Source organism: Heyndrickxia coagulans DSM 1 = ATCC 7050, from assembly GCF_000290615.1.
Taxonomy (GTDB): Bacteria; Bacillota; Bacilli; order Bacillales; family Bacillaceae_C; genus Weizmannia; species Weizmannia coagulans.
Map to the genome: position 1 here is coordinate 19,121 of NZ_ALAS01000007.1, position 23,597 is coordinate 42,717.

Sequence of the window (23,597 nt, forward strand, 5' to 3'; positions counted from 1 at the left end):
ACATGAATCAATGGCCAGGATTACTCAAGCAGTACAAATCATTTTTACCCGTCACAGACAAAACACCAGAACTGACATTATTTGAAGGCAATACGCCGCTTATCCCGTTTGCCCGCTTATCGGAAAAACTCGGCGTGGAATTGTACGGAAAATTTGAAGGGTTGAACCCGACCGGCTCTTTTAAAGACCGCGGCATGGTGATGGCGGTTGCGAAAGCGATCGAAAGCGGCAGCAGGTCCGTTATCTGCGCCTCCACCGGCAACACATCCGCTTCTGCGGCCGCCTATGCTGCAAAAGCCGGGATCCGGGCGATCATCGTGATTCCGAGCGGAAAAATCGCGCTTGGCAAACTGGCGCAGGCCGTTATGTATGGCGCTGAAATCGTGGAAATTGACGGCAATTTTGACCAGGCGCTTAAAATCGTCAGGAAAGTAAGCGAAACTTCGCCTGTCACACTTGTAAACTCAGTTAACCCTTACCGGCTGGAAGGCCAAAAAACGGCAGCTTTCGAGATTTGTGAGCAGCTGGGTTCAGCACCTGATGTCCTTGCCATCCCGGTCGGCAATGCCGGAAACATCAGCGCGTATTGGAAAGGATTCAAAGAGTTCAATGAGAAATTTGAAACCGGCCTGCCGGAAATGCACGGCTTTGAAGCGGAAGGCGCGGCTGCCATCGTCCGGGACCGGGTGATCGAAAACCCTGAAACGGTCGCCACCGCGATCCGGATCGGCAACCCGGCAAGCTGGAAACTGGCCGTCAATGCCCGCGATGAATCAGGCGGCGTGATCGACTCGGTGTCAGACCCAGAAATTCTTGATGCGTTCCGGCTGCTCGCCCGCAATGAAGGGACGTTCGCCGAGCCGGGTTCATGTGCGTCCATCGCCGGTGTCATCAAGCAGGTCAAAACGGGACAGATCAAAAAAGGGAGCAAAGTGGTTGCTGTCCTGACCGGAAACGGGCTTAAAGACCCGCAAACCGCCATGTCCCAAGTCGAAGTCCGGCCTGCCGTGCTGCCGGCAACGGAAGAAGCCGTGACAGATTATCTTTCGAATGTGATCCATGTATGAACAGGCTGGTTATCCGTGTACCCGCAAGCACGGCAAATCTCGGGCCCGGATTTGATTCAGTCGGCATGGCGCTCAACCGTTTCTTAACGCTTGAAGTGTGCGGCAGCAAGGAATGGGTTTTTGAACAAGTATCGCCCCTTTTGCCGCCGCTTCCGGAAGACAGCGACCCTTTTATCTTAAAAATTGCGCGGCAGGTTGCGGATTTATATGGCAGCCGGCTGGCCCCGTGCAAAGTCATTGTTGACAGTGAAATTCCGCTTGCCCGCGGGCTTGGCAGCAGCGCCTCAGCCGTTGTGGCCGGCATTGAACTTGCCAACTTTGCCGGAAATCTCGGGCTTTCGCTTGCGGAAAAGCTGGACATTGCCTCGCGGATCGAGGGGCATCCGGATAATGTCGCGGCATCCCTGTTCGGCGGGCTCGTTGTTTCAGCCGAGCGCGGGGACGGACGGTTTGAAGTCATGCCGTTTTTTGACATCATGGCGGATTTGCTCCTTTTTATTCCCGATTATGAGCTGAAAACGGAAGATGCGCGCAGAGTGCTTCCTGATTTTTATGCGCGGAAAGAAGCGGTAAAAGGGAGCGCGGCCAGCAACCTTTTTATTGCGGCGCTCATAAGCGGCCAGTACGAACTGGCTGGAAAGATGATGGAACAAGACCGTTTTCACGAGCCATACCGGACAAAATTGATCCCCGAATTTTTGGAGATCCGCAGGCTGGCCAAATCACTCGGCGCATACGGAACGGTCATTAGCGGCGCCGGCCCGACGGTTATTTCGCTCGTACCGTTCGAAGAGGCAGAGGCCATGGCAGAAACGATCCGCGCCCATTTCCCGCATGTGCTGGTTGAACCGGCCAAAGTTGACCGCACCGGCCTTTCCGTCGAAAAATATGCAGCATCCAATATGCTGAACTTGTAAAAAAGGTTTGGAGCCTCTCCAAACCTTTTTTATTTCCCCAAAAATGAGGCAAGCTCTCTTAACAGTTCATCTTTGTCTTTTTTCAACACATACGAAGAGAGCATCTCCCATTTCCGCGGGCGCGGCAAATGCACCTTCAATTCGTGGATGATGACGGACGGCTGCTGCGACATGACAAAAACACGGTCCGATAGCAGCACGGCTTCATCAAGATCATGGGTAACCATAAGAATCGTCTGATTTCCTTTCTCCCATGATTCAAGCAGCCAGCGGTGGACATCCATTTTTGTAAAAGCATCGAGTTTTCCGAACGGTTCATCCAGCAGCATAACCGGCTTTTCACATAAATACGTGCGCAAAAAGCTGATCCGCTGCCGCATGCCGCCCGAGAGCGAGGCGGGATAGTGGCCGGCGTAATCTTCAAGACCAAACTGCCGGAGTACCTCCATCCCCCGCAAAATTCGTTCCCGTTTCCGCACCCCTTTTATTTCAAGCGGTAGGACAATGTTTTGCAGTGCCGTCCGCCAGGGCAGAAGCAAATCCTGCTGCGGCATGAAACCGGCGGCATCCTGAACCCCGTCCGGTTTGCCGCCAAGCATCACTTTGCCGCCATCCGCCTTTTCAATCCCGGCAATGATATTTAACAGCGTGCTTTTTCCGCACCCGCTCGGCCCGATAAAAGCGCAGAACTCACCTTTTTGGATCGTTGCGGAAATGCCGTCGAGCACTTTTTTCCCTCCAAATGTTTTCGTAATGCCTTCCAATTGCAAATACGTCATGGCCGGTTTGGAAGAAATTCGTTTGTGTAGGCAGCCTTGATGTTGATTTTTTTCTTAATGACTTTATGGTCATAAAGGAAGTCCATATAACGGCGCCACACTTCTTCCTTCTGTACCCCCCATTCCGCGGCATCGTCCTGGTACTTCGTGCTCAGCCACTTCTGGCTGGCGCGGACAAGCCCTTTATTTGTATCCGGCACGTCCTGAATCAGGATATCGGCAGCCTGTTCCGGGTGCTTGATCGCAAATGTATAACCTTGCGCCGCAGCCTTCATAAAAGATTTGACAAGGGTTTTATCCCCTTTGGCCAGTTTTTCGCTTGTAATGATGACCGGGCTGTAATAATCAAGCGCAGGGTCGAGATCTTTGACCATGATAAGATTCAGTTTTTTCCCGTTCCGCTCTGCCTGGATGCCGTCCCAGCCGTAATAAATCCATTCAAAATCCGCTTCACGTCCGATTGATTTGAAAAAATCCGTCTGGCCGAGCACGATATTTTTTACTTTGCTGTAGTCGGCGCCGTATTTTTCCATGACCGTTTTGATGACGGCTTCTTCAGACGGCGAACCCCAGCCGCCGTAACGTTTACCTTCAAAATCTTTCGGAGAAGTGATGTTGTCTTTTTTCAAAGAAGCAAAGCCGGAAGTATTGTGCTGGATGATCGCGGCAATGGATACAATCGGGATTCCTTCCGTCCTTGCCGTGGTGACATTTTCCTGATAGCTGATCCCGAAATCCGCTTTCCCGGAGGCCACCATCTGTTCAGCCGTGATATTGTCTCCCGGCTGGATAATTTTCACATCTAGGCCCTGCTTTTGAAAATAATGTTTTGTTTTAGCCACATACAGGCCGGTATGATTGGTGTTCGGAAACCAGTCCAGCACAACCGTCACCTTTTGCAACGCTTTTTTGCTGCTGTCCTTCTGCCCGCTGCCGGCACATCCGGCAGCAAGCAGCAACATGGCCGCCTGCAACATGATTAAAATTTTCTTCATTGATGATCTTCCTTTCGATATACCCATGGTGCGGATAGCCTTTGCAAACATTCAACAGCGCCGTATAAAAGAAATGTGAGCCCAATGATGACAGCGGAGATGGCAAACAAGCGGGCAGTCATAAAAGATTTTGTCGCCCTTGTCAGCATGACGCCGAGCCCTTCGCTTGCGCCGAGCCACTCACCGATAATGGCACCCATCACACTATATGTAACGGCAATTTTTAAACCTGAAAAAAAGTAAGGGAGCACAGCCGGAAATTTGACTTTCATGTAAATTTGCCCTTTTGAAGCATGCATGGTCTTTAACAGTTTCACCAAGTCATCATCCACCGTTTGAAACCCTTCCAGGATGCTCAATGCCAGCGGGAAAAAGCAGATTAAAATGACCACAATAACTTTTGACTGGAGCCCGAATCCGAACCAGACGATGAAAAGCGGCGCAATCGCCACAATCGGAATTGTTTGCGAAACGACCAGTAGCGGCCGGACCAGCATCCGGAAAACGGGAACCATATCCATAAAAACGGCAATCGCTGCGCCAATCATAATGGAAAAGGCAAGCCCGATCAATACTTCTTTTGCAGTTTGCCAAATATTGGGCCAAACCATCCATTGCAGATTTTTCAATTCCTGCCATACTTCCGTCGGTTTTGGCAGCATCCATTCACTGATATGAAAGCCGGCCGTTACCCCTTGCCAGACGAAGAGCAAAAAAATGAGCCAGGCAGCCGTGAGCGCCGTGTTAACGAACAGGCTGCGGCGCTTGTTCGCGATATTTTGCAATTTTTTCATCCATTGTCACCCCGGTGCTTGGCCGGTAATGGATTTTGATCGATGTGATGACATCAATCGCACCGGCTTGGACGCAAGCATCCTGCGCTTTTTTGATGATCCCAAGCAGTTCGTCAAGATCGCCTTCCATCGTCGTTTCCATTGCCCCAACTTCATAACGTACGCCGGCGTTTTGAACAACTTCGATCGCGCGGTCGACGACACCGTATAAGTCATCACTTTTAATATGCGGAACAACTGAAAAAGAAACCGTTACTTGATTCGATTTTTCCATCAAATTTTCCTCCTTTTTTTCAAATAAAAAAGCTTTCATTGCATGCGCAAGAAAGCCTGTCCATCCAAAACATGCCGAAACATGCTTCAATATGAGACTCCCTACGCTGGCATTATCCAGATCAGGTGAAGGGTCGATGCAAAACGGCATCCTCTCAGCCAAAACCGGCTCCCCTGCTTTTTTTCTTGTAATTTTATTGTAACATGAAAATCATCCTTTTTGGCAAACATTTTTCAATTCTTCAATTCCTTAGAACTTCCGGGCCTGCACAACGCCCCTCATTTATGCTTTAAAGGCAGGGATTCCCCTGCATGCCAACCCAAAGTTCCGACTGTTCAAGCGCATATGCGACATCCAGCAGCCAATGTTCATTTCCTTTCGGCGCCACCAGCTGTATCCCGAAAGGAAGCCCGGCCGCCGTTATATGGACCGGCAGGCTGATCGCCGGCTGCCCGGTTAAATTGGCGAGCTGCGTAAATGGGGAAAACGTTAAGCTCGGCTCAAACATTTCATAGACAAGCGCCTGCTGCTTTTCTTTCGGGAGCCCGGTGACGCCAAACAATCGATCCCGCTCTTTCCCGGTCTGGGTAAGCTCCCCGATTTTCGGCGCAGTAAAAGCAGTTGAAGGCGTAAGATACAGATCATACGTTTCGTGGAATCCCGCCATTTGTGCTGCGGCCTTATCCCACTCCGCAAGGCTCTTTGCGTATTCTGCCGCCGTGACATTTTTCCCGGCAGCATACAAGACCCACGAAACCGGCTCCATATCTTTTTCCGTAAGCGGGCGTCCAAGTGCGCTTTCCAAATCCGAAAGTTCCGCCGCCATTTCCCCGCAGTTCATTAAATAATAGTTTTCCATCAGCCGTCTGCCGTCAACGCCGTTTTCGGCTTCTTCCACAAGATGGCCCTCCTGCTCCAGCCATTTTGCCGTTTTATAGACAGCCTGTTTTGCGTCGCGGCTGACAGGCGTCCCGACCGGCGATGCAACCGAAAATGCGATCCGGTATTTTTTCGTTCCGCTCTGTTTTAGTTCCTGTACATATCCCGGAAAAAGCGGCGTTTGAAAAGCAGCGGCGGGTTCCACAGTTTGCAGCACATCGAGGAGCGCTGCACTGTCTCTGACTGTTTTTGCCAGCACGAAGTCAATAGCCGCCCCTTGCCATTGCCGTCCGCGGCCCGGACCGACCGGTGTCCTTCCCCTTGTCGGCTTTAATCCTGTTAAACTTGTAAAAGAAGCAGGGATGCGGATCGATCCGCCGCCGTCGCTTGCACCGGCAACCGGTACCATCCCGGAAGCCACCGCAGCCGCGGAACCGCCGCTTGAGCCGCCGGGTGAAAAATGGGGATTCCACGGATTTCGCGCCGGACCGTAAAGTTCAGGTTCCGTAATATTTTTTAATCCAAATTCCGGCACGTTTGTCTGCCCGAGGATGATAAATCCTGCTTCCCTCAATTTTGCCGTAAAAAAAGCATCTTCTCTGGCGCGGTTTTGCTGCAGCAGTTTTGATCCGGATGTGAGCAGCTCGCCCTTTACCGCCTGGGAAATGTCTTTGAGCAAAACCGGCACGCCGGCAAATGGCTGCTCATCTGTACGGAGCGCGGCCGCTTCCTTCTTTGCTTTCTCAAACCGTGTCCGGATGACGGCATTTAAACGCCTGTTTGTTTTTTCAATCCGGGCCATTGCCGCCTCCAGCACTTCTTCCACACTCACTTCTTTTCGCTTTATGAGCCTGGCCAGTTCTGTTGCATCATACGATAGATATGCAGATGGTTCCATCTCAATCCCTCCATTCAATCTTATATTGACTGAATTTTATGGAGATGTCAAAACCTGCGAAAACCGTTTAACCCTTTTTCTACCGGGTAAAAGTGCACTATCACCGTTAGGAGGCAGATAGAGATGGCAAAAGAAGTAGTTGGCATTTACACAACATTGCAGGAAACGATTGACGCAGTAGACCGGTTGACCGCAGAAGGCTACAGCACTTCCGATATTTCCATTATTTCAAACGGGAATGATGGGACTTTATTGAAAAACCAGACCGGCGCAAATGTGGACCACACCTCTTCTGCCCAGGATGAACAAAACAGCTCTCTCTGGGAGAAAATCAAAGGGTTCTTCAAGCCGGGCTATTATGACGAAACGACAAGAAAACTGACCAATCTCGATCTCCCGCAGGACGAACTGGACCGCTATTCGGCCGAAATTGATGCCGGACACTATCTTGTGCTCGCAGACAATGATGCTTCTGCCCACAATGAATGGGCCGCTCCAGGAACAGCCGATCCTGCCGCAGAAGTTTCCGGCCAAACAACAGGATCCGGATTGAAAAACGAATTTGGCGAAAACTACTCCACGACGCAGGAGAAATCTAAACAGGCCGGCCGCTAAGTTGAAAAGGGCAAATCCGCGCGGAAAAGGCGGGTTTGCCCTTTTTCTTTACGTTGATGATGAAGGATCAGGCGTAACAGGAAGAATCGTTTTAGCGATCGACTGGTCGAGCGCTTCAAATTCCTCTAAAGAAATCGTGCTGTAAAGCTCTTTTCTCGTCTGCATGTCGGAAAGGGCATTTTTTTGCGTGCCTTCGTTTTTGATTTTTTCAAACACCCTTTCATAAGCTTTTGCGGCAACGCGCAGCGAAGTAACCGGATAAATGACCATCGCGTATCCCATTTCCGCAAATTCTTCCGCCGTATAATACGGGGTTTTGCCGAATTCGGTCATATTGGCAAGGAGCGGCGCTTTTATTTTTTTCGCAAACAGTCGGAATTCATCACGAGACTCGAGCGCTTCCGGAAAAATCGCATCCGCCCCCGCTTCCGCATACGCCTCAGCTCGCGTCAAGGCGGAATCCAGCCCTTCGACACCCCTTGCGTCCGTACGTGCGACAACTACGAGGTGCGGCGCCACACTTTTGAGCGCCCGGATTTTTTCGCACATGTCGGATGTTTCCACAAGCTGTTTGCCATTTAAATGCCCGCATTTTTTCGGAAGCTGCTGGTCTTCAATCTGAACAGCCGCAACACCTGCTTCGACCATTTCGCGGGCGGTGCGGGCAACGTTCAGCACGCCGCCAAAGCCGGTGTCAATGTCAACAAGAACCGGTAAATCGGTGGCACGCACGAGATCACGTGCACGCTCCGCCATTTCCGTCGATGTGATCATGCCAAGATCCGGAATCCCTTTGCTCGCGGTATAGGCAGCGCCTGATAAATAAAGCGCCTCAAACCCTGTGTTTTTTGCAATGAGTGCCGCCATTGCATCATGCGCGCCGGGGATTTGCAAAATGCCTGGTGCCTGCATGCGTTCCTTAAACCGTTTGGCAAGCGCCTCCTGTGAAGACGGCTGATTGACAATCCAAACCATGGTGCAACATCCTTTCTACAAGGTGAATAAATTGACGAATTCATGAACGGCCATTTTTTCAAGCGCTTCTCCCGCAAGGCAGGCTTCTTTGATCCTTTCCTGCTGCTTCGCGGAATAGTGGGTGGCGATATTATCCGAAAACTTGGTGATAATTTTCGGGATCGCTTCTTCCCTTCTGAAGCGGTGGCCAAGCGGATACTCGACTTCCACATTTTCAGTTGATGTGCCGTCTTCAAAAAAGACTTGTACGGCATTCGCGATGGAACGTTTATCCGGATCAAGGTAATCGATGCTGTATTGTTTGTTTTCAACAACTGCCATTTTTTCCCTCAATGCATCAATGCGCGGGTCAGCGGCGGCTGCGTCTTCATAATCGTCCGCCGTAATATTGCCTTTGATCAAGCCGACTGCCGTCACATACTGGATGCAATGGTCGCGGTCAGCAGGGTTATGAAGCGGCCCTTTTTTGTCAATGATGCGGATGGCGGACTCATGCGTCGTAATTGTAATCCGGCTGATTTGATCCAGTTTCCCAGCTACAACCGGATGGAGTTTGACTGCGGCTTCCGCTGCCGTCTGCGCATGGAATTCTGCCGGATACGACACTTTAAATAAAACGTTTTCCATCACATAGGAGCCGAGCGGGCGGGCCAGTTTCAGTTCTTTCCCTTTAAACATAACGTCCTGAAATCCCCAACCAGGTGCGGAAAGCGGCGTTTGATAGCCCATTTCCCCTTTCATCGCAACAAGCGCAAGCGCCACGCCCCTGCTGGTTGCATCGCCGGCCGCCCATGATTTGCGCGAACCGGTATTCGGTGCGTGCCGGTATGTGCGCAACGGGCCGTTATCAATCCAGGCGTGGGAAACGGCGTTCATGATTTCGTTTTTCCCTCCACCAAGCATTTTTGTCGCAACAGCAGCCGTCGCCACTTTGACAAATAAAACATGGTCAAGCCCGACGCGGTTCAAGCTGTTTTCCAAAGCAAGCACACCTTGGATTTCATGGGCTTTGATCATGGCCTCAAGCACATCGCGCACTTTGAGCGGCGCTTTCCCATTGGCAACGCGCGTCCGGCTCAAAAAATCCGCAACAGCAAGGATGCCGCCGAGATTGTCAGAAGGGTGCCCCCACTCCGCCGCGAGCCACGTATCGTTGTAATCGAGCCAGCGGATCATGCAGCCAATATTAAACGCCCCCGCAACCGGATCGAGCACATAGGAAGTGCCTGGCACATGCGTCCCGTTCGGCACGGCCGTACCCGGGACGACCGGCCCGAGCATTTTTACACACTCCGGAAAACGGAGGGCGAGAATGCCGCATCCGAGCGTATCCAAAAGCCCGTAACGTGCAGTCTCAAAAGCTTCGGAACTCGTAATCTCTTTGTCTGCCACATAACGGGCAATTTCTTCTATCAGGGCGTCCCGATCCCCTGTTTTTTCATTTACAGCGGTTGTACCGGCCAATTTAAACATTCCCCTTTCCAAACTTTATCTGCAGGTCAAAGCCCGGATCATTTGAGACAGCGTTTCAATCCCGGCTTTTTGTTCACTTTATCTCTTAATGGTCCAGCCTTTTTAAAACTTAATCTTGCGGATGCAAACCCCGCGGGCCTTTGTATTGGACGCGCGGACGGAACAGGCGGTTGTTTTCATGCTGCTCCATAACGTGTGCGCACAGCCCGACCGTTCTTGAGCTGAAAAAGATCGGCGTATAAAGCGGAATCGGAATGCCGAGCATCCAGTAAACTGGGGCTGCATAATAATCGAGGTTCGGATAGAGCCCTTTTTCCTGCGCCATAATTTTTTCCCCGGCTTCGCACATTTCAAGCAGCGAATGATCCCCTTTTTCCTCACAAAGTTCCTTCAGCGCTTCTTTCATCATCAGGGCGCGCGGATCCATCTTTTTCATGTAGACGCGGTGGCCGAACCCCATTACTTTTTCTTTATTTTTCAGTTTCGTATAAAGCATTTCTTCGAATTTTTCCACCGTGCCGGCTTCTTTCAGCATTTCCATCACCGCTTCATTGGCGCCCCCGTGCAGATGGCCCTTGAGCGATGCCACCGCGCCCGTTAACGCCCCGTATAAGTCGGACAGTGTGGAAGCAATGACCCTTGCCGTAAAAGTCGAATTCGGCAGTTCATGTTCGCTGTACAGGACGAGAGAACGGTCGAAAATGCGTTCCTCCCTTTCCGAAGGGACTTTGCCGGTGATCATGTACAGGAAATTGGCGCTGTACGGCAAATCCTGCCGCGGTTCAACCGGGTCTTCGCCGTTTAAAAGATGGTAGCTGTTCGCGACAATGTTCGGCACATTCCCGAGCAAATGGTATGCACGGTTTAAATTGGCTTTGCGGGAACGGTCCAGCAGGTTTTCATCATACCCCGAAAGCGTCGAAACCCCCGTACGGAGCGCATCCATCGGGTGGGTGGATGCCGGCAGCAGCCTCAAAATGTCCAGCACAGCTTCCGGAATCCGGTAGTTTTTCTTTAAAGTTTCTTCCAACGCTTTTTTCTCGGCACCGTTCGGGAGCGTTCCTTCGAGAAGCAAATGCACGATGTCCAGATAGCTTTTCTTTTTCGACAACTCAATCAAGTCATACCCCTTTAAAACGATTTCGCCCTGGGCCGTATCAAGAAAAGAAAGCTCCGTTTCAACAGCGACAACCCCTTCAAGCCCCGGCACAAATTGTGTCGTGTTTCCCATCTCCATCCATCCTCCGTTTCTGTATTTTGCCAAAACTGTAAGCACTTACAGTTTTATGTAAAAAAACAAAGCTGCCAACATCCCTGATGCTTTCATAAAAAAACATATCATAATATTTACAAAATGACAACGCCCACAGGCTCCGGATGGCGCTGCGGACGGCCCTGTGCAAAAAGGCCGGCTTCAGGGAAATTTTCCGTACGCTTCCTGCCATTTCCCGGAACGGCCAACAAAAAAAGACAAGTTTAACCTGCCTTGTCTTTTAAACTATTGCTTTTTCGGTTTTTTCTTAAAACTGCGCTTCACAACATCAAAGAAGCTCAGCGACTGGACCATCCGGTTCGGGTCAACATATTGGCGGACCGCCCGCAACACTCTTTTCGGATCTTTGGAAGAAAAGGTGTATGTCCCGTTTCGCTTCGTTTTAATTGCATAACGCGGGATCCATTTTCCCTTGAACATGACGGAAGCGATCACGTAATCGACTTCTTCCCAAGGAATTTGAATGAATTTGCGCACATCGCGCTCATTGAAAAATTCAAATCCTTTATCGCCGATCATGATCTTGCCGTAATCTGTCAATCCCATATGCGAGGCTGCCTTTGTCACCAAATCCACTTTTGTATTGATTGATTGGACCATTTGATCCACCCCGTTCTTTTCTTTTTGTGTTCCAAAAATTGATATCTATACAGCTGATCTTGATTTCCGGATCTTCGCTTCCAAAAAGGGGCCTGGTTGGCCGGTGAAACGGCTGTACGTCCCGTCTAAACCGGGGCCGGCTCCCAAGGCAAAATGCCGAAAGCGGCTTTTATAATAGGGAAGGCCTCTCCCTTATTATACGAAGTTTTACCGCCTGAAGCAAAACATACCCAGAACCCGTATACAACCCGGGGGCTTTCGGTTTCTTTGAAAAAAGCCCAGGCCAGAAAGCCCGGGCATGTGCCTTTTCTCTTACATTAAGTGAATTAAATGGAATACGATACCAACAACAAACAATCCAAGAATCATAACGATCGGAGACACTTTCTTTTTCAAGAGCCACATGCAGAACAGCGTCAACAGCAATGCGGCAAGGCCCGGAATTAAGCTGTCCAGGTTGTTTTGCAATGTCGTGACTTTGACCGGTTCCAGTGAGAGGCCGGCAGCTTGCTGTTCGAGCGCCTTTTTAATCCCTTGCGCTCCGGCAGGCAAATGATTCCAGTCAATATAAGCGCCTTTAGAAAGTTTTACTTGTGATACAACCGGTGTAAATTTAATCGATACCCACCGGTTAACCAGTGCGCCAAGGATAAACATCCCAAGGATCGATGCGCCTTTTGTAATATCCTGAAGAATGCCGCCCGATAAGTCCTCCGTAATTCTTGAACCGGCTCTGTAGCCGAATTCTTGCGTATACCACAGGAATCCCATCCGGATGAGGTTCCATGCAACGAAGAAAATAATTGGCCCGAGAATGTTGCCGTCCATTGCAAGAGAAGCACCTAACGCACCAAGGATTGGCCTGACCGTGAACCAGAATACCGGATCCCCGATCCCTGCCAGAGGCCCCATCATCCCGACTTTCACACCTTGAATGGCTGTGTCGTCAACGGGGGCGCCGTTTGCACGTTCTTCTTCAAGCGCTAAAGTTACACCAACAATCGGTGCAGCGACATAAGGGTGAGTGTTAAAAAATTCCAAGTGGCGCTGCAGGGCAGCAGAACGGTCTTCTTTCGTTTTATATAATTTTTTGATGGCCGGAATCATGGTATATGCCCAGCCGCCGTTTTGCATCCGTTCATAGTTCCAGGAACCTTGAAGGAAAGTTGAACGCCACCATACAGAAATACGATCTTTTCTAGATAATTTTAGTTCTTGTGCCATTTTTCTGTCCGCCTCCTTCTTAGTAATTGTCAATAATATCGCCTAACGGATCGCCGGTGTTTGCATTTCCGCCGCCTTTACCGGAGCCGCCTTGTTTGGAGAGCGCCAAATAAATCAGTGCAAGTGACACACCGATACCGCCAAGGCCGATAAGGGTAATTTGCGAAACAGTTGCCAAAACGAACCCAATGGCGAAGAACGGCCAAACTTCTCTTGTCGCCATCATGTTAATGACCATTGCATAACCAACAGCAACGACCATTCCCCCGCCGATTGCAAGGCCATCTGTCAACCAAGCTGGCATGGCGGATAACAAGTCACGCACTGGCCCTGCGCCAATGGCTAAAACCAGGACAGCCGGAATCGCAATACGCAGCCCTTGCAAGCAAATCGCAACAATATGCCAAAATTCAACTTTTCTAATGTTTCCTTCCCGTGCTGCGGCATCCATTAAGTGGACAATCCCTGTTGCAATTGTACGAACGATGATCGTCAATAAGAGGCCGGCAACCGCAAGCGGAACGGCAATCGCGATTGCAGAAGTTACACCGGCTTTGCCTGCGCCGCTTAAAACTAAGATAATGGCAGATGCAACGGATGCAAGCGCAGCATCCGGTGCTACAGCAGCCCCGATGTTTGCCCAGCCCAAAGCGATCATTTGCAGGGTACCGCCTAAGATAATACATGGCACCAAGTTACCTGTAACGAGGCCAATTAATGTACAAGCAACGAGTGGCTGATGGAACTGGAATTGGTCCAAAATCCCTTCCATACCAGCTAAAAATGCTACGATAAAGACTAGTATCATTTGGACAATATTTAAATCCATAACGAGTCGTCCTCCCTTTTCTCCTGATGGGCAGGATTATTTGTGTTTGTTCAGCTCTTCCTGAGCCCTTTTGAGAATTTCATCCATGTCGCCTTTTGCATCGCCCGGAACTTTGCGCACATCAAATTTCAAACCAAGTTGTTTCAGCTTCCTGAAAGTATCGACATCGTCCTGGCTGAAGGCCAGTACCTTGTTTGGCTGGACTTTGCCCGGCGAGTGTGCCATGGAACCAACGTTGATTGTTTTCAATGGAACGCCGCCTTCAACCGCCCGGAGCACGTCCTGCGGGTTTTCAAAAAGAAGCAGGGCGCGCTGGCCGCCGAAATGCTGGTCATCCTTTGCAAGTTCAATCATTTTACGGATCGGAACAACGTGTGCTTTTACACCCGGAGGCGCAGCCTGTTGAATCAGTTTCTTTCGAAGGTCGTCCTTCGCTACCGCATCCGATACAACGATAATGCGCGTAGGCCGTGTCGCTTTTGTCCAAGCAGTTGCGACTTGCCCGTGAAGCAGGCGGGAGTCGATCCGTGCCAGCACGTATTCAAATTTGCCAGGAGCCCCCACCGTTAACGGTTTCCCGGCAGCCTTGGAAGGTGCGGCCGGCTGTAATGCTTCAGGCCTTACTTTCACGCCTTCTTTCGCTGCGCCTAAAATATGCGCGGCAATGTCATGGGCTTTGTTCATCGTGGCGCGCGCTGCAAATGCTTCAATGAGCATTGGCAAGTTCATGCCTGAGACGATGGCCCACTTGTCTTTGTGTTCTTCAAACAAGCTGTTGGCCTGGTTGAAAGGTGTTCCGCCCCAAAGATCGACTAAGAAAAGGACTTCATCCTGGTTGTCGAAAGAGGCGACTGCTTCTTTCATTTTTGCCTTTACATTATCAGGGCCTTCGCTCGGCATCAATGTAACAGCTTTTACATTTTCCTGCTTTCCGAAGATCATCTCTCCGGATTGCAAGACACCATTGGCGAAATCGCCGTGACTGGCAATGATAATTCCTACCATCTTCTTACCTCCCTATTCGTATTGTTACAGTATCAATCTTATAAATAAGTTCTAAAGAACCTGTAACCAAAATTCATGGATGAAGCAGTTTCTCCTTTTTGATCAGCTGCATCAAATCGATTTTCCGGTCGGCAGGCACTTGGCGGATTTCCAATTCGATGCCGAGTGCAGCCAGCTTCGCAAAGGCCTGGACATCATCCTCATTGACTGAAATAAAATTGGTGATCATCTTCTTGCCTTCCGTAAAACGCATGCCGCCGATATTGATCGATTTCAAACCAACCCCTACCCGGACAACCTCCAGTACATCCTGCGGCGAAACAAACAGCAGCATCGCTTTCATTTCGTCAAACAGCCGGTTTTGGTAAATTTCAAGCAGTTTTTGCTTCGTGATGACATGTGATTTGATGCTCGGTGGTGTCGCTTGCCTCAACAAAAGCTTTCGAAGCTCGTCATTGGCGGCTTCATCATTGACCACTAAAATCCGGTCAATCCCAACTGCCCTCGACCAAACTGTGGCAACCTGGCCATGAATCAAACGATCATCAATGCGTGCAAGCCGTATATCCAATGCCATCCGACCACCTCCTGCTAATCAATCGTAAAAAACTTGCCTTTCCGCCTTTTATAATGCAAGATGTGTGCCAACTTTTGAGTATCAAAAAACAGCCCTTGTTAAATAAGCGTTTTCAGTATCCCTTTTATGCTTATGATACACAAACCGTTTATTTAATACACATTGAAAAAGGGTTTTATTTTCCATTTCACTACTGTATTAAAAAGTTCTGCAATATCCGTATCATTTTGATACTTTTGGCCAGCATGTGCATTCTGTATCTGTGATATCCCTCCGTCTTTTTCCCCAGCATAAAAAAAGCCTGCAAATAGCGAAACTGCGATTTGCAGGTGAGAATTACTGCACGGCTGCAGTTTGCTCGGCGGATAAATGGTCGATCATATCTGCAATATAATAGAGTTCATCATCCGACAGCCTCAATTTCAGCTGGTCTTCAAAAATTTGCGCCGCCTTTTTATATTTTTCGATTTTAGCAGCTTTTTCCGGCGTGATGTCGTTTTTGTAAATGAGGCCGGACTGGGTGACCATTCTTTCGAGCGCGCAACCGATATGAATATTCATATTGATTTTTGAAGCGTTGTTAAACGGCCTTTCCGCTATTTTTTCAAGGGAAGTGACAAACGCCGTAATCGCTGCGATCACTTTCTTTGGGTTTAAAAAGGTTAAAAATTCATTCAGGCTTTCTTCCGTCATTTCCCGCACCATTGCCGGAGACCTTGGCGGTTGTTCCAGCAGCTGGTGGTTTTGAATGAGATGGGTGACCTGCATTTCCCCGTCACCCATAAACAAAGCTTCAAGCGGAACAAACGGGGCCTGGACTTTCGGATCGGCAATCCCGACAGCGAGCAAAATGTCATATTTCTGCATCAGCGTTTCTTTCTTTTCTTCTACTTCGTTGATCGGCAGCGGGATAACGGCAATATTGTTTTTGCCGATGTTTTTGAGCAGTCTTGTAATCAGCTGCTTTAATTTTTCCGCCGTCCCTTCCCCTGTTGAACAGACGGAAAGAATGGCCTGCGGTTTGACAGGCTTCCCTGTTTCCCGCGGTTTGCTTTCCATCTGGTAAGATCCGTAGCCGCGGAATTCCTTTAACGACTCATAAATATCGTCGAGGTCCATCTCCATAATCGTCGCTTTGCGGATCGCTTCAATGACGAGCGCCGTTGTCACCATATCGATGGTCCGCGTTTTGATGCCCGTTTCCTGTGTAATAATATCGCCGAACCCGGTCAGCGAGCCCATATCGACAAGCAGCAGGACACCTTTTCCCATATCAATTTCTTTTACCCGCCTCTTCATTTCCTCCAAAACATATTTCGGGTCCATATCGAGCGGCATATCGATGCAGTCCACATTCGATTCGCCCAGGAGGCTTTTCACAACACTTACCATGCTGCTTGCCGTGCTGAACCCGTGTGCGGCAACAAGGATCGCCACCTGCTCGGCCTTTTGTTCGTCTAGGAGGGATGTGAGTAGAATCGTTAAATACATGGCTTCTTTTACCGGCACATGCACGCGGTATTTTTCCCCGATCATTTTGCAGATGTCAAGTGACAGCTGATACTCCTGCGGCCGGTCATTGATGACATTTTCGATATTCGTATAATTGGCTACCTGCTGGTTTTTTACCCGCTTCAGGAAGGAAGTCAAATGCAGGCTGAATGCCAGCAAAAAACGTTCATTTACTTTGCACTTCAGCCGCTTTTCCACGATATCCTGCACTTCTTCGCTGAAATTAAGGATATCTTCACTGACAATTTTTAAGATTTTCTCACGGTTCAGCGCATAGCTTGAAAACTTATTGTAAAACTTGTTTAAATGGATATCGATATCCAGCTTCAGAAACCGGTTAATGTCTTCATCCGACACGTCCTGTTCCATCATAAAACTGACTTTGTCCTCGATGATGTTGTACAGGTTAAAATCCGGTTCGTATGGGTCTTCTTCAAAGAGCGCCTTGTTTTCCCCTTCCGGATAAACCGTCAAATATGAATCAATTAAATCAGAAAGCTCCTGGATTTCCTGGCGTTTTCTACTAAAATAGAAGAAACCGTTTTTCAGTTCGGAAGGCAGATCTTTAAAGTGGATGGTGATGACATCATCGCGCAGGCAGTGCAGAAAACCGTTGGCGCAGACAAGCTGTATGTTGGATTTCAACTGCCCGACGTTGCCGTATGACGTATTGCCAATTAATGCCTTCATCGATTCCGCATCAATTTTAATCGGTTTTTGGACGCGGTTTGCTTCAATGGCAAGCAGAAATTTCAAAATCTCAATCTTGTCAATTGCCGGTCGTTCTTCAAAAGACGGAATCCGGATCAGAATCGGAATACGGCGGACAAACGTTTTCAGCAAAGAAGATTCCGGGTCTTCCGTTGTCGCCCCGACGATCAGGACATTGGCGTTGCGATTCCGTTCGGTTTCCCCGAGCTTTGCATACGTCCCCGTATCCATAAAGTAAAAGAGCATTTCCTGGCCTTCAGGCGGGAGCCGGTGGATTTCATCGAGAAACAGCATGCCGCCGTCCGCTTTGGAAACAAGGCCGTCTTTTTCGCTGTCCGCGCCCGTAAAGGCGCCTTTGATATGCCCGAAAATGTGGGAAATGAGCAGCTGCGGGTTATTTGCATAGTCCGCGCAGTTAAAGACAATAAACTGGGCGTCTTCGTCCATAAACGGTGCTGCCAGTTTAGCATAATTGAACATCAAATTGGCAAACAGCGTTTTCCCGACACCGGTCTGGCCGACAATGAGCGTATGAAGGCCATGCGGGGGATAGAGGACGGCCGCCTTTGCCTGTTCGACCTGCACTTTCAGGCTTGTTTTCGAACCGATCAGGTCATCAAAGGGATTCGTTTCCCAAGCGGTATCATGATTCGCAGACGGGCCGTTGCCCGGATCCGGGGATTGCCCGCCCGTCACTTCAAGTATATTTTCATATTCATATTGATCTTCCGGCAATTTCGTTCCCAGAAGGTCTTCCATGATTTGTTTGACCAAGTAATGAACCGGGCGGCCTTTTATTTTGATAATCCGTTTCTGCCGCAGCAGCTTGTTCAGCTCGGCACTGACATTGTTTCTTAAAATGCCAAGGTCTTTTGCGATATCCGAAGCCGTAAATCCTTCTATACGGATCCATTCATCAAGCGTTTTGCCTTGCGACTGTTCAACAAGATACGCGTAAATGCGGTCAATGCGTTTCAAATTGCCACCCCATTTCTAAGTATAAACTGTATCTTAATAGTATCACGAATGTATCATACATAATAGCAGGAATATTTGCGAACATGTGTCAAGTTTTTGCCGGAAGGGGGCTTATTTTTAATACACTTCAGGCTCCGCGGTGCTTCCGGGAAAACAGGGCAGGAAAAAACAGCGCCGCATATGGGCGCTGTTCATCCAACAATTTCCGGCCGTTTCAAGCCGTTTCCATCCTTCTGCTTTCCGCAACATCCGGCCGGTTAATTTTTTTGTTCCGGAACCGGTCCATGCATGTATTTCCGGCGGAATCCAGGCGGTTCATTTATGATCTTATATTATTGAGGGCTTGCTAAATCAGCACTCGGACCCCATTTTCAGCACTTTAGCCATGCGTTCAGCAAGCCCCGTTTACCCCTTAAGTCTTGTACCTGCCCCGTCCCACCCGCCTTGCGAAAAGCTTACACTTTCCCGCCTGTTTTCTGCCCGAGTTGCATCCATTCAAACTGGCGGAGTTTCAGCTCGAACAATTTCAGCGGATCCTGATACACTTCCGGATTTTCTTTCATATTCTCCAGCATCTCTTTTGTTTCGGCAATGGCCGCCTCTGTTTCCGCAATGGTTTCGCGGAGAACTGTTTCCGGATTTTTAAAGAACAGGCGGACATCGCGCTCAAGCCCTTGTTCAAACAGCTCGAATTGCAGCATCACTTTATTCGTGACAAGGTTTGCAATTTCCGTATAATCTTCGCTTTCGATAAATTTTTTATAGCGGTTATACAGCATCGTTTTGTTTTGCGAAAGCACGCCAAACAATTTGCCCGCGCTCTTTAACAGGACCTGCTGCGGCGTATGGCGCAACAATATATTGACCGGTTCAAAAGGAATTCCGTTTGCCATCCGGTCCGCATCACGCCGCCAGTCCTCCATAATTTTAAAATCACAGGCAAGCACAAGAATCTCTTCCCCGTACAACTTATTAAACCCTTCCGCCATTTCATCAAGATAATCCTGGCTTTGCTGCAATTCCCCTTCTGACGCTTCTATCCACTCCGCCACCAGTTCCTCGTATTTCGGGGAAATGGTCGTCTGCAAAAAGTGCCGGATCCGTTTGTTCATTTCTTCATTCAATTCAAGATGAATTTTCCGGAAATCACTGTCCGGCTTAATAAAATCGGCGCTTTTCCGTAAAATTTCCGGAATCCGGTTTTGCAGTTCATCGCGGATTTTCTGGGTCATACTGTGGTAGGACGAGCGGACCAGTTCGGTTTGTTCATGGATGACATCCTGAAGCTGGTTTGCCGCCCCGTTTAATTTTGCGTACAGATCTTCATGCCGGTTGATTGACTCTGCCAGATGCTGTTCATTTTGCAGCCTTTGTTTCAGCAAATCGGCAATCGATTCCCGGATGCAGTGCGAAAGTTTGTCAATCCGGCTTTCTTCCAGGTTTTCCGGCTTGAAATTTTGCCGGAAAAAGCGGGCAAGATCCAGCCCTGCTTCCCGGGATGCATAATTGGACGTATAAGGGTGCAAGTTTGCCTGCGGAAAAATTGTTTTTACCTTTTGTACTGTTTCTTCCACTAAATCTGCCGCTTCCTGCTTGCTGTATATCATATCCATTTTGGACAGCAAGAAGTGAATCGCAAGCCCGGGCACTTGTTCCTTCATTTTCAACAGCATATCCGCTTCTTTGTCTGTAAGGGGATCATTTGCATTTAAAACGAATAAAACGCCGTCAACAAAACGCAAATACTCGTATGCTTTTCCCCGCCCCGGCCCGTTCAGCCCGGGTGTATCGATGAAAATAAGCGCATTTTCTTCCAGGAACCGGCTCGGGCCCCGCCATTCAAGCATGTCCCCGGGCTCCGGCGCCGCATTGTCCTCTTCCGTTACAGGCGAAATGCCTTTGTCCGAGATCACAGAAAGTGCATGTTCATCATCATGGCGCACCGCCATCACAAACTGTGTCGGCCGTTCGGGCAGCGGGTCGGCCAACACCGACTGGATAAAGGCCGTCTTGCCGCTGCCGTTCATGCCGGCAACGAGAATATGCTGGACATCAAAGTCAATCAGCTCCCTCGCCATCCATTTCAAACGGGTGCTGACAGATAGCCCGTTCCTTTTTGCCCATTGCATAATGGAATCAAAGAGCCGGAGCGCATATTCAAGCTGGTCCAATGTTTGCTCCGCATGATGCAAAATCGTTTCCGCATCGGCAATTTGCTGCGGCCCGATGCTGCCCGGAAAAAGATCGCCCCATGCGAGAACCGCAGTGGATGCTTGAAGGGCGTGCGCCTGGTCCGTGATCCGCAGCCAGTTCGTTAAAATGCCCGGCATCACCGGTGCCAGTTGTTTTAACAGATAGTTACCGCTGATTAAAGAAAGATAGGTTTCCCCGTAAATGGCAGACAGCTCGTGCCACGTTTCAAGCGAATGGAGTTCAAGTCCGGCAAAAAGGCCGTTAAATTCGCGGAGCCAGCCAAGATACACGTCCTCCGTTTCGTAAGACCGCCAAAACGCAACCGCCAGTTGTTCAAACTGAATTTGATCCACCTTGTATAAAACGGACAGCGCCGTCCGGAAATAATCCGGCGCAATCGTTTTGGTATGCCCATTTTCAATATACGACTTTAAATTTTGAAACCAGAACAGCGATTCAGTACGGATGGCTTCATTGACAGCCAGTTCAACCGCATTCATCCAGTCTTCGTTTTTTTCAAAGTAGGCACGGGCGATTTTCGTCACATTCGGATAGTCCGGGTTCATGGCGACCGCTTGTTTGATCGTCTGGACAGCCTGTTCATGCTTTTGCTCCTCTATATAAAGCGAGATAAGCTGAAGCGCAATCTCCGTCTTTAATACCATGGAGTCTGTCTGGACCGACTTGTAAATTTCTTCGGCCATGCTGGTGAGGCCGAGTTCAAAATAAGCATCCCCCATGTTTTTTTGCGCCCACGGTTCAAAGTCGTTATGTATGCTTTCCCATTTAAAAACGGCCGCTTCGTAATCTTTATAATGAAAATAAATTTCCCCTTGTGCAAAGCGGATATAGGAAAGATCGGCATTTTCAAGGGCGTTTTCTTTTTCGAACGCTTCCCCGAGCACTTCAAGCGGATGGCGCTCTTCCCCTTCTTTGATAAACGTTTCATAATAAGATTTTTGGACAAACTGGTCTTCCGGCTTCATGATTTTCCTCCTCACACGGCCTTTTATATCTCTATCATATGGCATCCGGGATGCAGCGATGTGTAGAATTTTGTCGATTACTTTATTTTATCAAAACATCTCCGGCAAAAAGTTTCAGTTCGCTTTCAATTTTGATACAAAAATGAAACATTTGCCATATTTTCGTTTGCATGCCGGCAATTTTGAACATGCTTACCATTTATCACGCCGTTTCCGCTCATGGCATCATACCCGGAAAAGCGCCGGAATGAACGGGAAACGTTTTCTATGTTATAATATTCACATTACAGATTGGAAGGAGCATCAGCGATGGGAAAGACAAAATGGACAGGGTATGCCGGCACCTATACAAAAGGCGCCAGCGAAGGGATTTACACCTTTACCCTTGATACAGAAAAAAAGCAAATTGAAGATGTGAAGGTTGCCGCCAGACTGGGCAATCCGACTTATCTTAATATCACGGCAGACAACCGCAATCTGTATGCCGTTGTCAAAGAAGGCAGCCAGGGCGGGGTTGCGGCTTTTTCAATTGATGCGGAAACCGGTGCTCTAACAGAGTTGAACCGCCAGTTATCCGACGGCGCCTCCCCGTGCCATGTCAGCGTGGATTCAGCCAAGAAAACGGTCGTCTCCGCCAACTACCATAACGGGACGGTCAGCGCCTATCTGACAAACAAAGACGGCAGCCTGCAGCCGGCAGTAAGTGTTATCGAACATACCGGATCCGGCCCGAACCCTGAACGCCAGGAAAAACCGCACGTCCATTTCGCAGGCTTTACCCCGGATAAAAAATATGTCGTCGCGGTGGACCTCGGCAATGATACGATTACAACATACGCGCATGATGGCGGCAAATTAACGGAAAAAGCCGTCCTTTCCGTCCGCCCGGGAAGCGGCCCGCGCCATCTTGCCTTTCATCCGGGCCGGAAATTGGCCTACTGCATGACAGAATTGAGCAATGAAGTGATTGTGCTCGAATTTGACGAAGCTTCCGGCACGTTTAAAGATGTCCAGTATATCAAAACGATTCCGGAAGATTTTACGGAAAACAGCCAGGGAAGCGCAATCCATCTCTCTTCCGACGGCCGTTTTGTTTATGCCGGAAACCGCGGCCATGACAGCATTGCCGTGTTTGCAGCCGGCCCGGACGGCAAACTGTCCCTTGTTGAATACACTTCAACCGAAGGAAGCTGGCCGCGCGACTTTGTGCTTGACCCGACCGAAAAATTTGTCGTTGCCGCAAACCAAGAATCGGGCACGCTCGTTTTATACGCCCGCGATCCGGAAACCGGGATCCTCACTTTGCTGCAAAAAGACGTCCCGGTTCCGGAAGCGGTTTGTGTAAAATTTTTGCACGGGTAAAATTTTAGCGATTCAAAAGGCGGGTCCCGGTCCGCTTTTTGCTTTTTCCGGGGAAATTCTCATCATTTTATCATTTTCATTTCACAAGTTTTTCTTTTTCATGTTTTACATTTAGGACAGCGGCAAGGAATTGCAGCAAACCATATTTGGCCGGGCTTCCCCCAGAGCCTGGCCAAACCTCCTTTTATCATACCGGCCTTGTGCCGGTTTTTTATTGGCCGAGTTTTTCGGCGACGGAGGCCAGTTTTCCTTCCATCGTGAGCTGTTTGTCCCTGCGGTCGTCGATGCGGATATTCGTTTCAACACGCTTTACGCCATTTGAAAAAGGGATTTCATGCAGTTTTTCAATGATTTCAAACAGGTCATGGATGTCCCCTTCTATTAAAGTGCTCATCGGGGTCAGCTTGATTTTCACCCTTCCCTGTTCTTTTCCCAGCGCCTTCTCAATCTCCGCCACATATTTGCTGATGCTTGTTGAATCCGTTCCGACCGGAAATATGGTAATATCGGCAATCGCCAATGCAATCCCCTCCTAATATTCTTCTTTCTTATTATAATCCAACTTTATTTTTCATGTCTTCCTTCTCATTTTTCTGTATGTGTCAAGTTTTTCTCGACAAGGTTTAAATATCGGGTATTCCAAGACACTCTTTTTGTACACTTTCGGCTACCGTGCTTCAC

20 protein-coding genes and 1 riboswitch are annotated in these 23,597 nt (G+C 49.1%); of the genes, 4 read left to right on the forward strand and 16 right to left on the reverse strand.

Annotated elements, in window-relative coordinates; all coding sequences use genetic code 11:
* The first annotated feature begins 2 nt into the window (after positions 1-2).
* Positions 3-1,067, forward strand: coding sequence for a threonine synthase (thrC, locus tag IC21_RS00365; protein ID WP_013858514.1), 1,065 nt, complete (start codon positions 3-5; stop codon positions 1,065-1,067).
* A complete protein-coding gene (gene thrB / locus IC21_RS00370) occupies positions 1,064-1,984 on the forward strand; it encodes a homoserine kinase (protein ID WP_029142013.1) in 921 nt (306 codons plus the stop codon). Before thrC ends, thrB begins: the two co-directional genes overlap by 4 nt.
* 29 nt (positions 1,985-2,013) lie before the next feature.
* On the opposite strand, the gene IC21_RS00375 is transcribed toward thrB, so the two are convergent.
* The 5 genes from IC21_RS00375 to IC21_RS00395 all read right to left on the reverse strand — a co-directional run bounded on the left by IC21_RS00375 (position 2,014) and on the right by IC21_RS00395 (position 6,603).
* Positions 2,014-2,763, reverse strand: a complete 750-nt coding sequence (locus IC21_RS00375) for an ABC transporter ATP-binding protein (RefSeq protein ID WP_029142012.1) — start codon at positions 2,761-2,763, stop codon at positions 2,014-2,016.
* Positions 2,760-3,758 carry an ABC transporter substrate-binding protein gene (locus tag IC21_RS00380; RefSeq protein WP_017553400.1) on the reverse strand — a complete coding sequence of 333 codons (999 nt, stop codon included), beginning with the start codon at positions 3,756-3,758 and terminating at the stop codon, positions 2,760-2,762. The genes IC21_RS00375 and IC21_RS00380 overlap by 4 nt, the downstream gene beginning before the upstream one ends.
* Positions 3,755-4,552 carry an ABC transporter permease gene (locus IC21_RS00385; protein WP_019722212.1) on the reverse strand — a complete coding sequence of 266 codons (798 nt, stop codon included), beginning with the start codon at positions 4,550-4,552 and terminating at the stop codon, positions 3,755-3,757. Before IC21_RS00385 ends, IC21_RS00380 begins: the two co-directional genes overlap by 4 nt.
* On the reverse strand, positions 4,503-4,826 hold the full coding sequence (locus IC21_RS00390) for an MTH1187 family thiamine-binding protein (protein ID WP_029141401.1): 324 nt from the start codon (positions 4,824-4,826) through the stop codon (positions 4,503-4,505). Before IC21_RS00390 ends, IC21_RS00385 begins: the two co-directional genes overlap by 50 nt.
* Before the next feature lie 81 nt (positions 4,827-4,907).
* A riboswitch (TPP riboswitch) is annotated at positions 4,908-5,011 on the reverse strand.
* A gap of 104 nt (positions 5,012-5,115) precedes the next feature.
* The gene (locus tag IC21_RS00395) at positions 5,116-6,603 is read right to left on the reverse strand and encodes an amidase (RefSeq protein ID WP_029142011.1); all 1,488 of its coding nucleotides are present in this window, start codon (positions 6,601-6,603) and stop codon (positions 5,116-5,118) included.
* A gap of 123 nt (positions 6,604-6,726) precedes the next feature.
* On the opposite strand from IC21_RS00395, the gene IC21_RS00400 reads away from it, so the two are divergent.
* On the forward strand, positions 6,727-7,218 hold the full coding sequence (locus tag IC21_RS00400) for a YflT domain-containing protein (RefSeq protein WP_013858505.1): 492 nt from the start codon (positions 6,727-6,729) through the stop codon (positions 7,216-7,218).
* Positions 7,219-7,266: 48 nt separating this feature from the next.
* Here the strand turns inward: IC21_RS00400 and prpB are convergent, their stop codons facing one another.
* From prpB to IC21_RS00455, 10 genes are all read right to left on the reverse strand, one after another.
* Positions 7,267-8,193, reverse strand: a complete 927-nt coding sequence (prpB, locus tag IC21_RS00405; RefSeq protein ID WP_029142010.1) for a methylisocitrate lyase — start codon at positions 8,191-8,193, stop codon at positions 7,267-7,269.
* A 15-nt stretch (positions 8,194-8,208) separates the two neighbouring features.
* Entirely contained in the window at positions 8,209-9,666 is a 1,458-nt protein-coding gene (gene prpD, locus IC21_RS00410; RefSeq protein ID WP_029142009.1) for a 2-methylcitrate dehydratase, read from the reverse strand.
* Between the two features lie 109 nt (positions 9,667-9,775).
* Complete coding sequence (gene mmgD / locus IC21_RS00415) at positions 9,776-10,897, reverse strand: citrate synthase (protein WP_029142008.1); 1,122 nt, start codon at positions 10,895-10,897, stop codon at positions 9,776-9,778.
* Positions 10,898-11,164: 267 nt separating this feature from the next.
* The gene (locus IC21_RS00420; protein WP_029142007.1) at positions 11,165-11,539 is read right to left on the reverse strand and encodes a DUF956 family protein; all 375 of its coding nucleotides are present in this window, start codon (positions 11,537-11,539) and stop codon (positions 11,165-11,167) included.
* A 312-nt stretch (positions 11,540-11,851) separates the two neighbouring features.
* Positions 11,852-12,763, reverse strand: coding sequence for a PTS system mannose/fructose/sorbose family transporter subunit IID (locus IC21_RS00425; protein WP_029142006.1), 912 nt, complete (start codon positions 12,761-12,763; stop codon positions 11,852-11,854).
* Positions 12,764-12,782: 19 nt separating this feature from the next.
* Positions 12,783-13,592: a PTS mannose/fructose/sorbose transporter subunit IIC gene (locus IC21_RS00430; RefSeq protein ID WP_029142005.1), complete on the reverse strand. Its 810-nt coding sequence runs from the start codon at positions 13,590-13,592 to the stop codon at positions 12,783-12,785.
* Positions 13,593-13,628: 36 nt separating this feature from the next.
* Positions 13,629-14,597 (reverse strand): mannose/fructose/sorbose PTS transporter subunit IIA, encoded by a 969-nt coding sequence (locus tag IC21_RS00435; RefSeq protein WP_029142004.1) that lies wholly within the window; start codon positions 14,595-14,597, stop codon positions 13,629-13,631.
* A 73-nt stretch (positions 14,598-14,670) separates the two neighbouring features.
* Positions 14,671-15,174: a PTS sugar transporter subunit IIB gene (locus IC21_RS00440; protein ID WP_029142003.1), complete on the reverse strand. Its 504-nt coding sequence runs from the start codon at positions 15,172-15,174 to the stop codon at positions 14,671-14,673.
* A 336-nt stretch (positions 15,175-15,510) separates the two neighbouring features.
* Complete coding sequence (locus tag IC21_RS00445) at positions 15,511-18,375, reverse strand: sigma-54-dependent transcriptional regulator (RefSeq protein WP_029142002.1); 2,865 nt, start codon at positions 18,373-18,375, stop codon at positions 15,511-15,513.
* Between the two features lie 455 nt (positions 18,376-18,830).
* Positions 18,831-21,554: a GTP-binding protein gene (locus tag IC21_RS00455; protein ID WP_029142000.1), complete on the reverse strand. Its 2,724-nt coding sequence runs from the start codon at positions 21,552-21,554 to the stop codon at positions 18,831-18,833.
* A gap of 309 nt (positions 21,555-21,863) precedes the next feature.
* Between IC21_RS00455 and IC21_RS00460 the strand changes: the two genes are divergently transcribed.
* Positions 21,864-22,916 carry a lactonase family protein gene (locus tag IC21_RS00460; protein ID WP_029141999.1) on the forward strand — a complete coding sequence of 351 codons (1,053 nt, stop codon included), beginning with the start codon at positions 21,864-21,866 and terminating at the stop codon, positions 22,914-22,916.
* 211 nt (positions 22,917-23,127) lie between these two features.
* Here IC21_RS00460 and IC21_RS00465 read toward each other — a convergent pair whose 3' ends face one another.
* Positions 23,128-23,436 carry an MTH1187 family thiamine-binding protein gene (locus IC21_RS00465; RefSeq protein WP_013858492.1) on the reverse strand — a complete coding sequence of 103 codons (309 nt, stop codon included), beginning with the start codon at positions 23,434-23,436 and terminating at the stop codon, positions 23,128-23,130.
* Positions 23,437-23,597 lie beyond the last annotated feature (161 nt).

Bases quoted from the DNA above. Each gene is read 5' to 3' on its own strand.
- IC21_RS00425 (WP_029142006.1), bottom strand. From the start codon at position 12,763: ATGGCACAAGAACTAAAATTATCTAGAAAAGATCGTATTTCTGTATGG.
- IC21_RS00390 (WP_029141401.1), bottom strand. From the start codon at position 4,826: ATGGAAAAATCGAATCAAGTAACGGTTTCTTTTTCAGTTGTTCCGCAT.
- IC21_RS00420 (WP_029142007.1), bottom strand. From the start codon at position 11,539: ATGGTCCAATCAATCAATACAAAAGTGGATTTGGTGACAAAGGCAGCC.
- IC21_RS00440 (WP_029142003.1), bottom strand. From the start codon at position 15,174: ATGGCATTGGATATACGGCTTGCACGCATTGATGATCGTTTGATTCAT.
- IC21_RS00385 (WP_019722212.1), bottom strand. From the start codon at position 4,552: ATGAAAAAATTGCAAAATATCGCGAACAAGCGCCGCAGCCTGTTCGTT.
- thrC (WP_013858514.1), top strand. From the start codon at position 3: ATGAATCAATGGCCAGGATTACTCAAGCAGTACAAATCATTTTTACCC.
- IC21_RS00375 (WP_029142012.1), bottom strand. From the start codon at position 2,763: ATGACGTATTTGCAATTGGAAGGCATTACGAAAACATTTGGAGGGAAA.
- prpD (WP_029142009.1), bottom strand. From the start codon at position 9,666: ATGTTTAAATTGGCCGGTACAACCGCTGTAAATGAAAAAACAGGGGAT.
- IC21_RS00395 (WP_029142011.1), bottom strand. From the start codon at position 6,603: ATGGAACCATCTGCATATCTATCGTATGATGCAACAGAACTGGCCAGG.
- thrB (WP_029142013.1), top strand. From the start codon at position 1,064: ATGAACAGGCTGGTTATCCGTGTACCCGCAAGCACGGCAAATCTCGGG.
- IC21_RS00400 (WP_013858505.1), top strand. From the start codon at position 6,727: ATGGCAAAAGAAGTAGTTGGCATTTACACAACATTGCAGGAAACGATT.
- mmgD (WP_029142008.1), bottom strand. From the start codon at position 10,897: ATGGGAAACACGACACAATTTGTGCCGGGGCTTGAAGGGGTTGTCGCT.
- IC21_RS00455 (WP_029142000.1), bottom strand. From the start codon at position 21,554: ATGAAGCCGGAAGACCAGTTTGTCCAAAAATCTTATTATGAAACGTTT.
- prpB (WP_029142010.1), bottom strand. From the start codon at position 8,193: ATGGTTTGGATTGTCAATCAGCCGTCTTCACAGGAGGCGCTTGCCAAA.
- IC21_RS00430 (WP_029142005.1), bottom strand. From the start codon at position 13,592: ATGGATTTAAATATTGTCCAAATGATACTAGTCTTTATCGTAGCATTT.
- IC21_RS00435 (WP_029142004.1), bottom strand. From the start codon at position 14,597: ATGGTAGGAATTATCATTGCCAGTCACGGCGATTTCGCCAATGGTGTC.
- IC21_RS00460 (WP_029141999.1), top strand. From the start codon at position 21,864: ATGGGAAAGACAAAATGGACAGGGTATGCCGGCACCTATACAAAAGGC.
- IC21_RS00380 (WP_017553400.1), bottom strand. From the start codon at position 3,758: ATGAAGAAAATTTTAATCATGTTGCAGGCGGCCATGTTGCTGCTTGCT.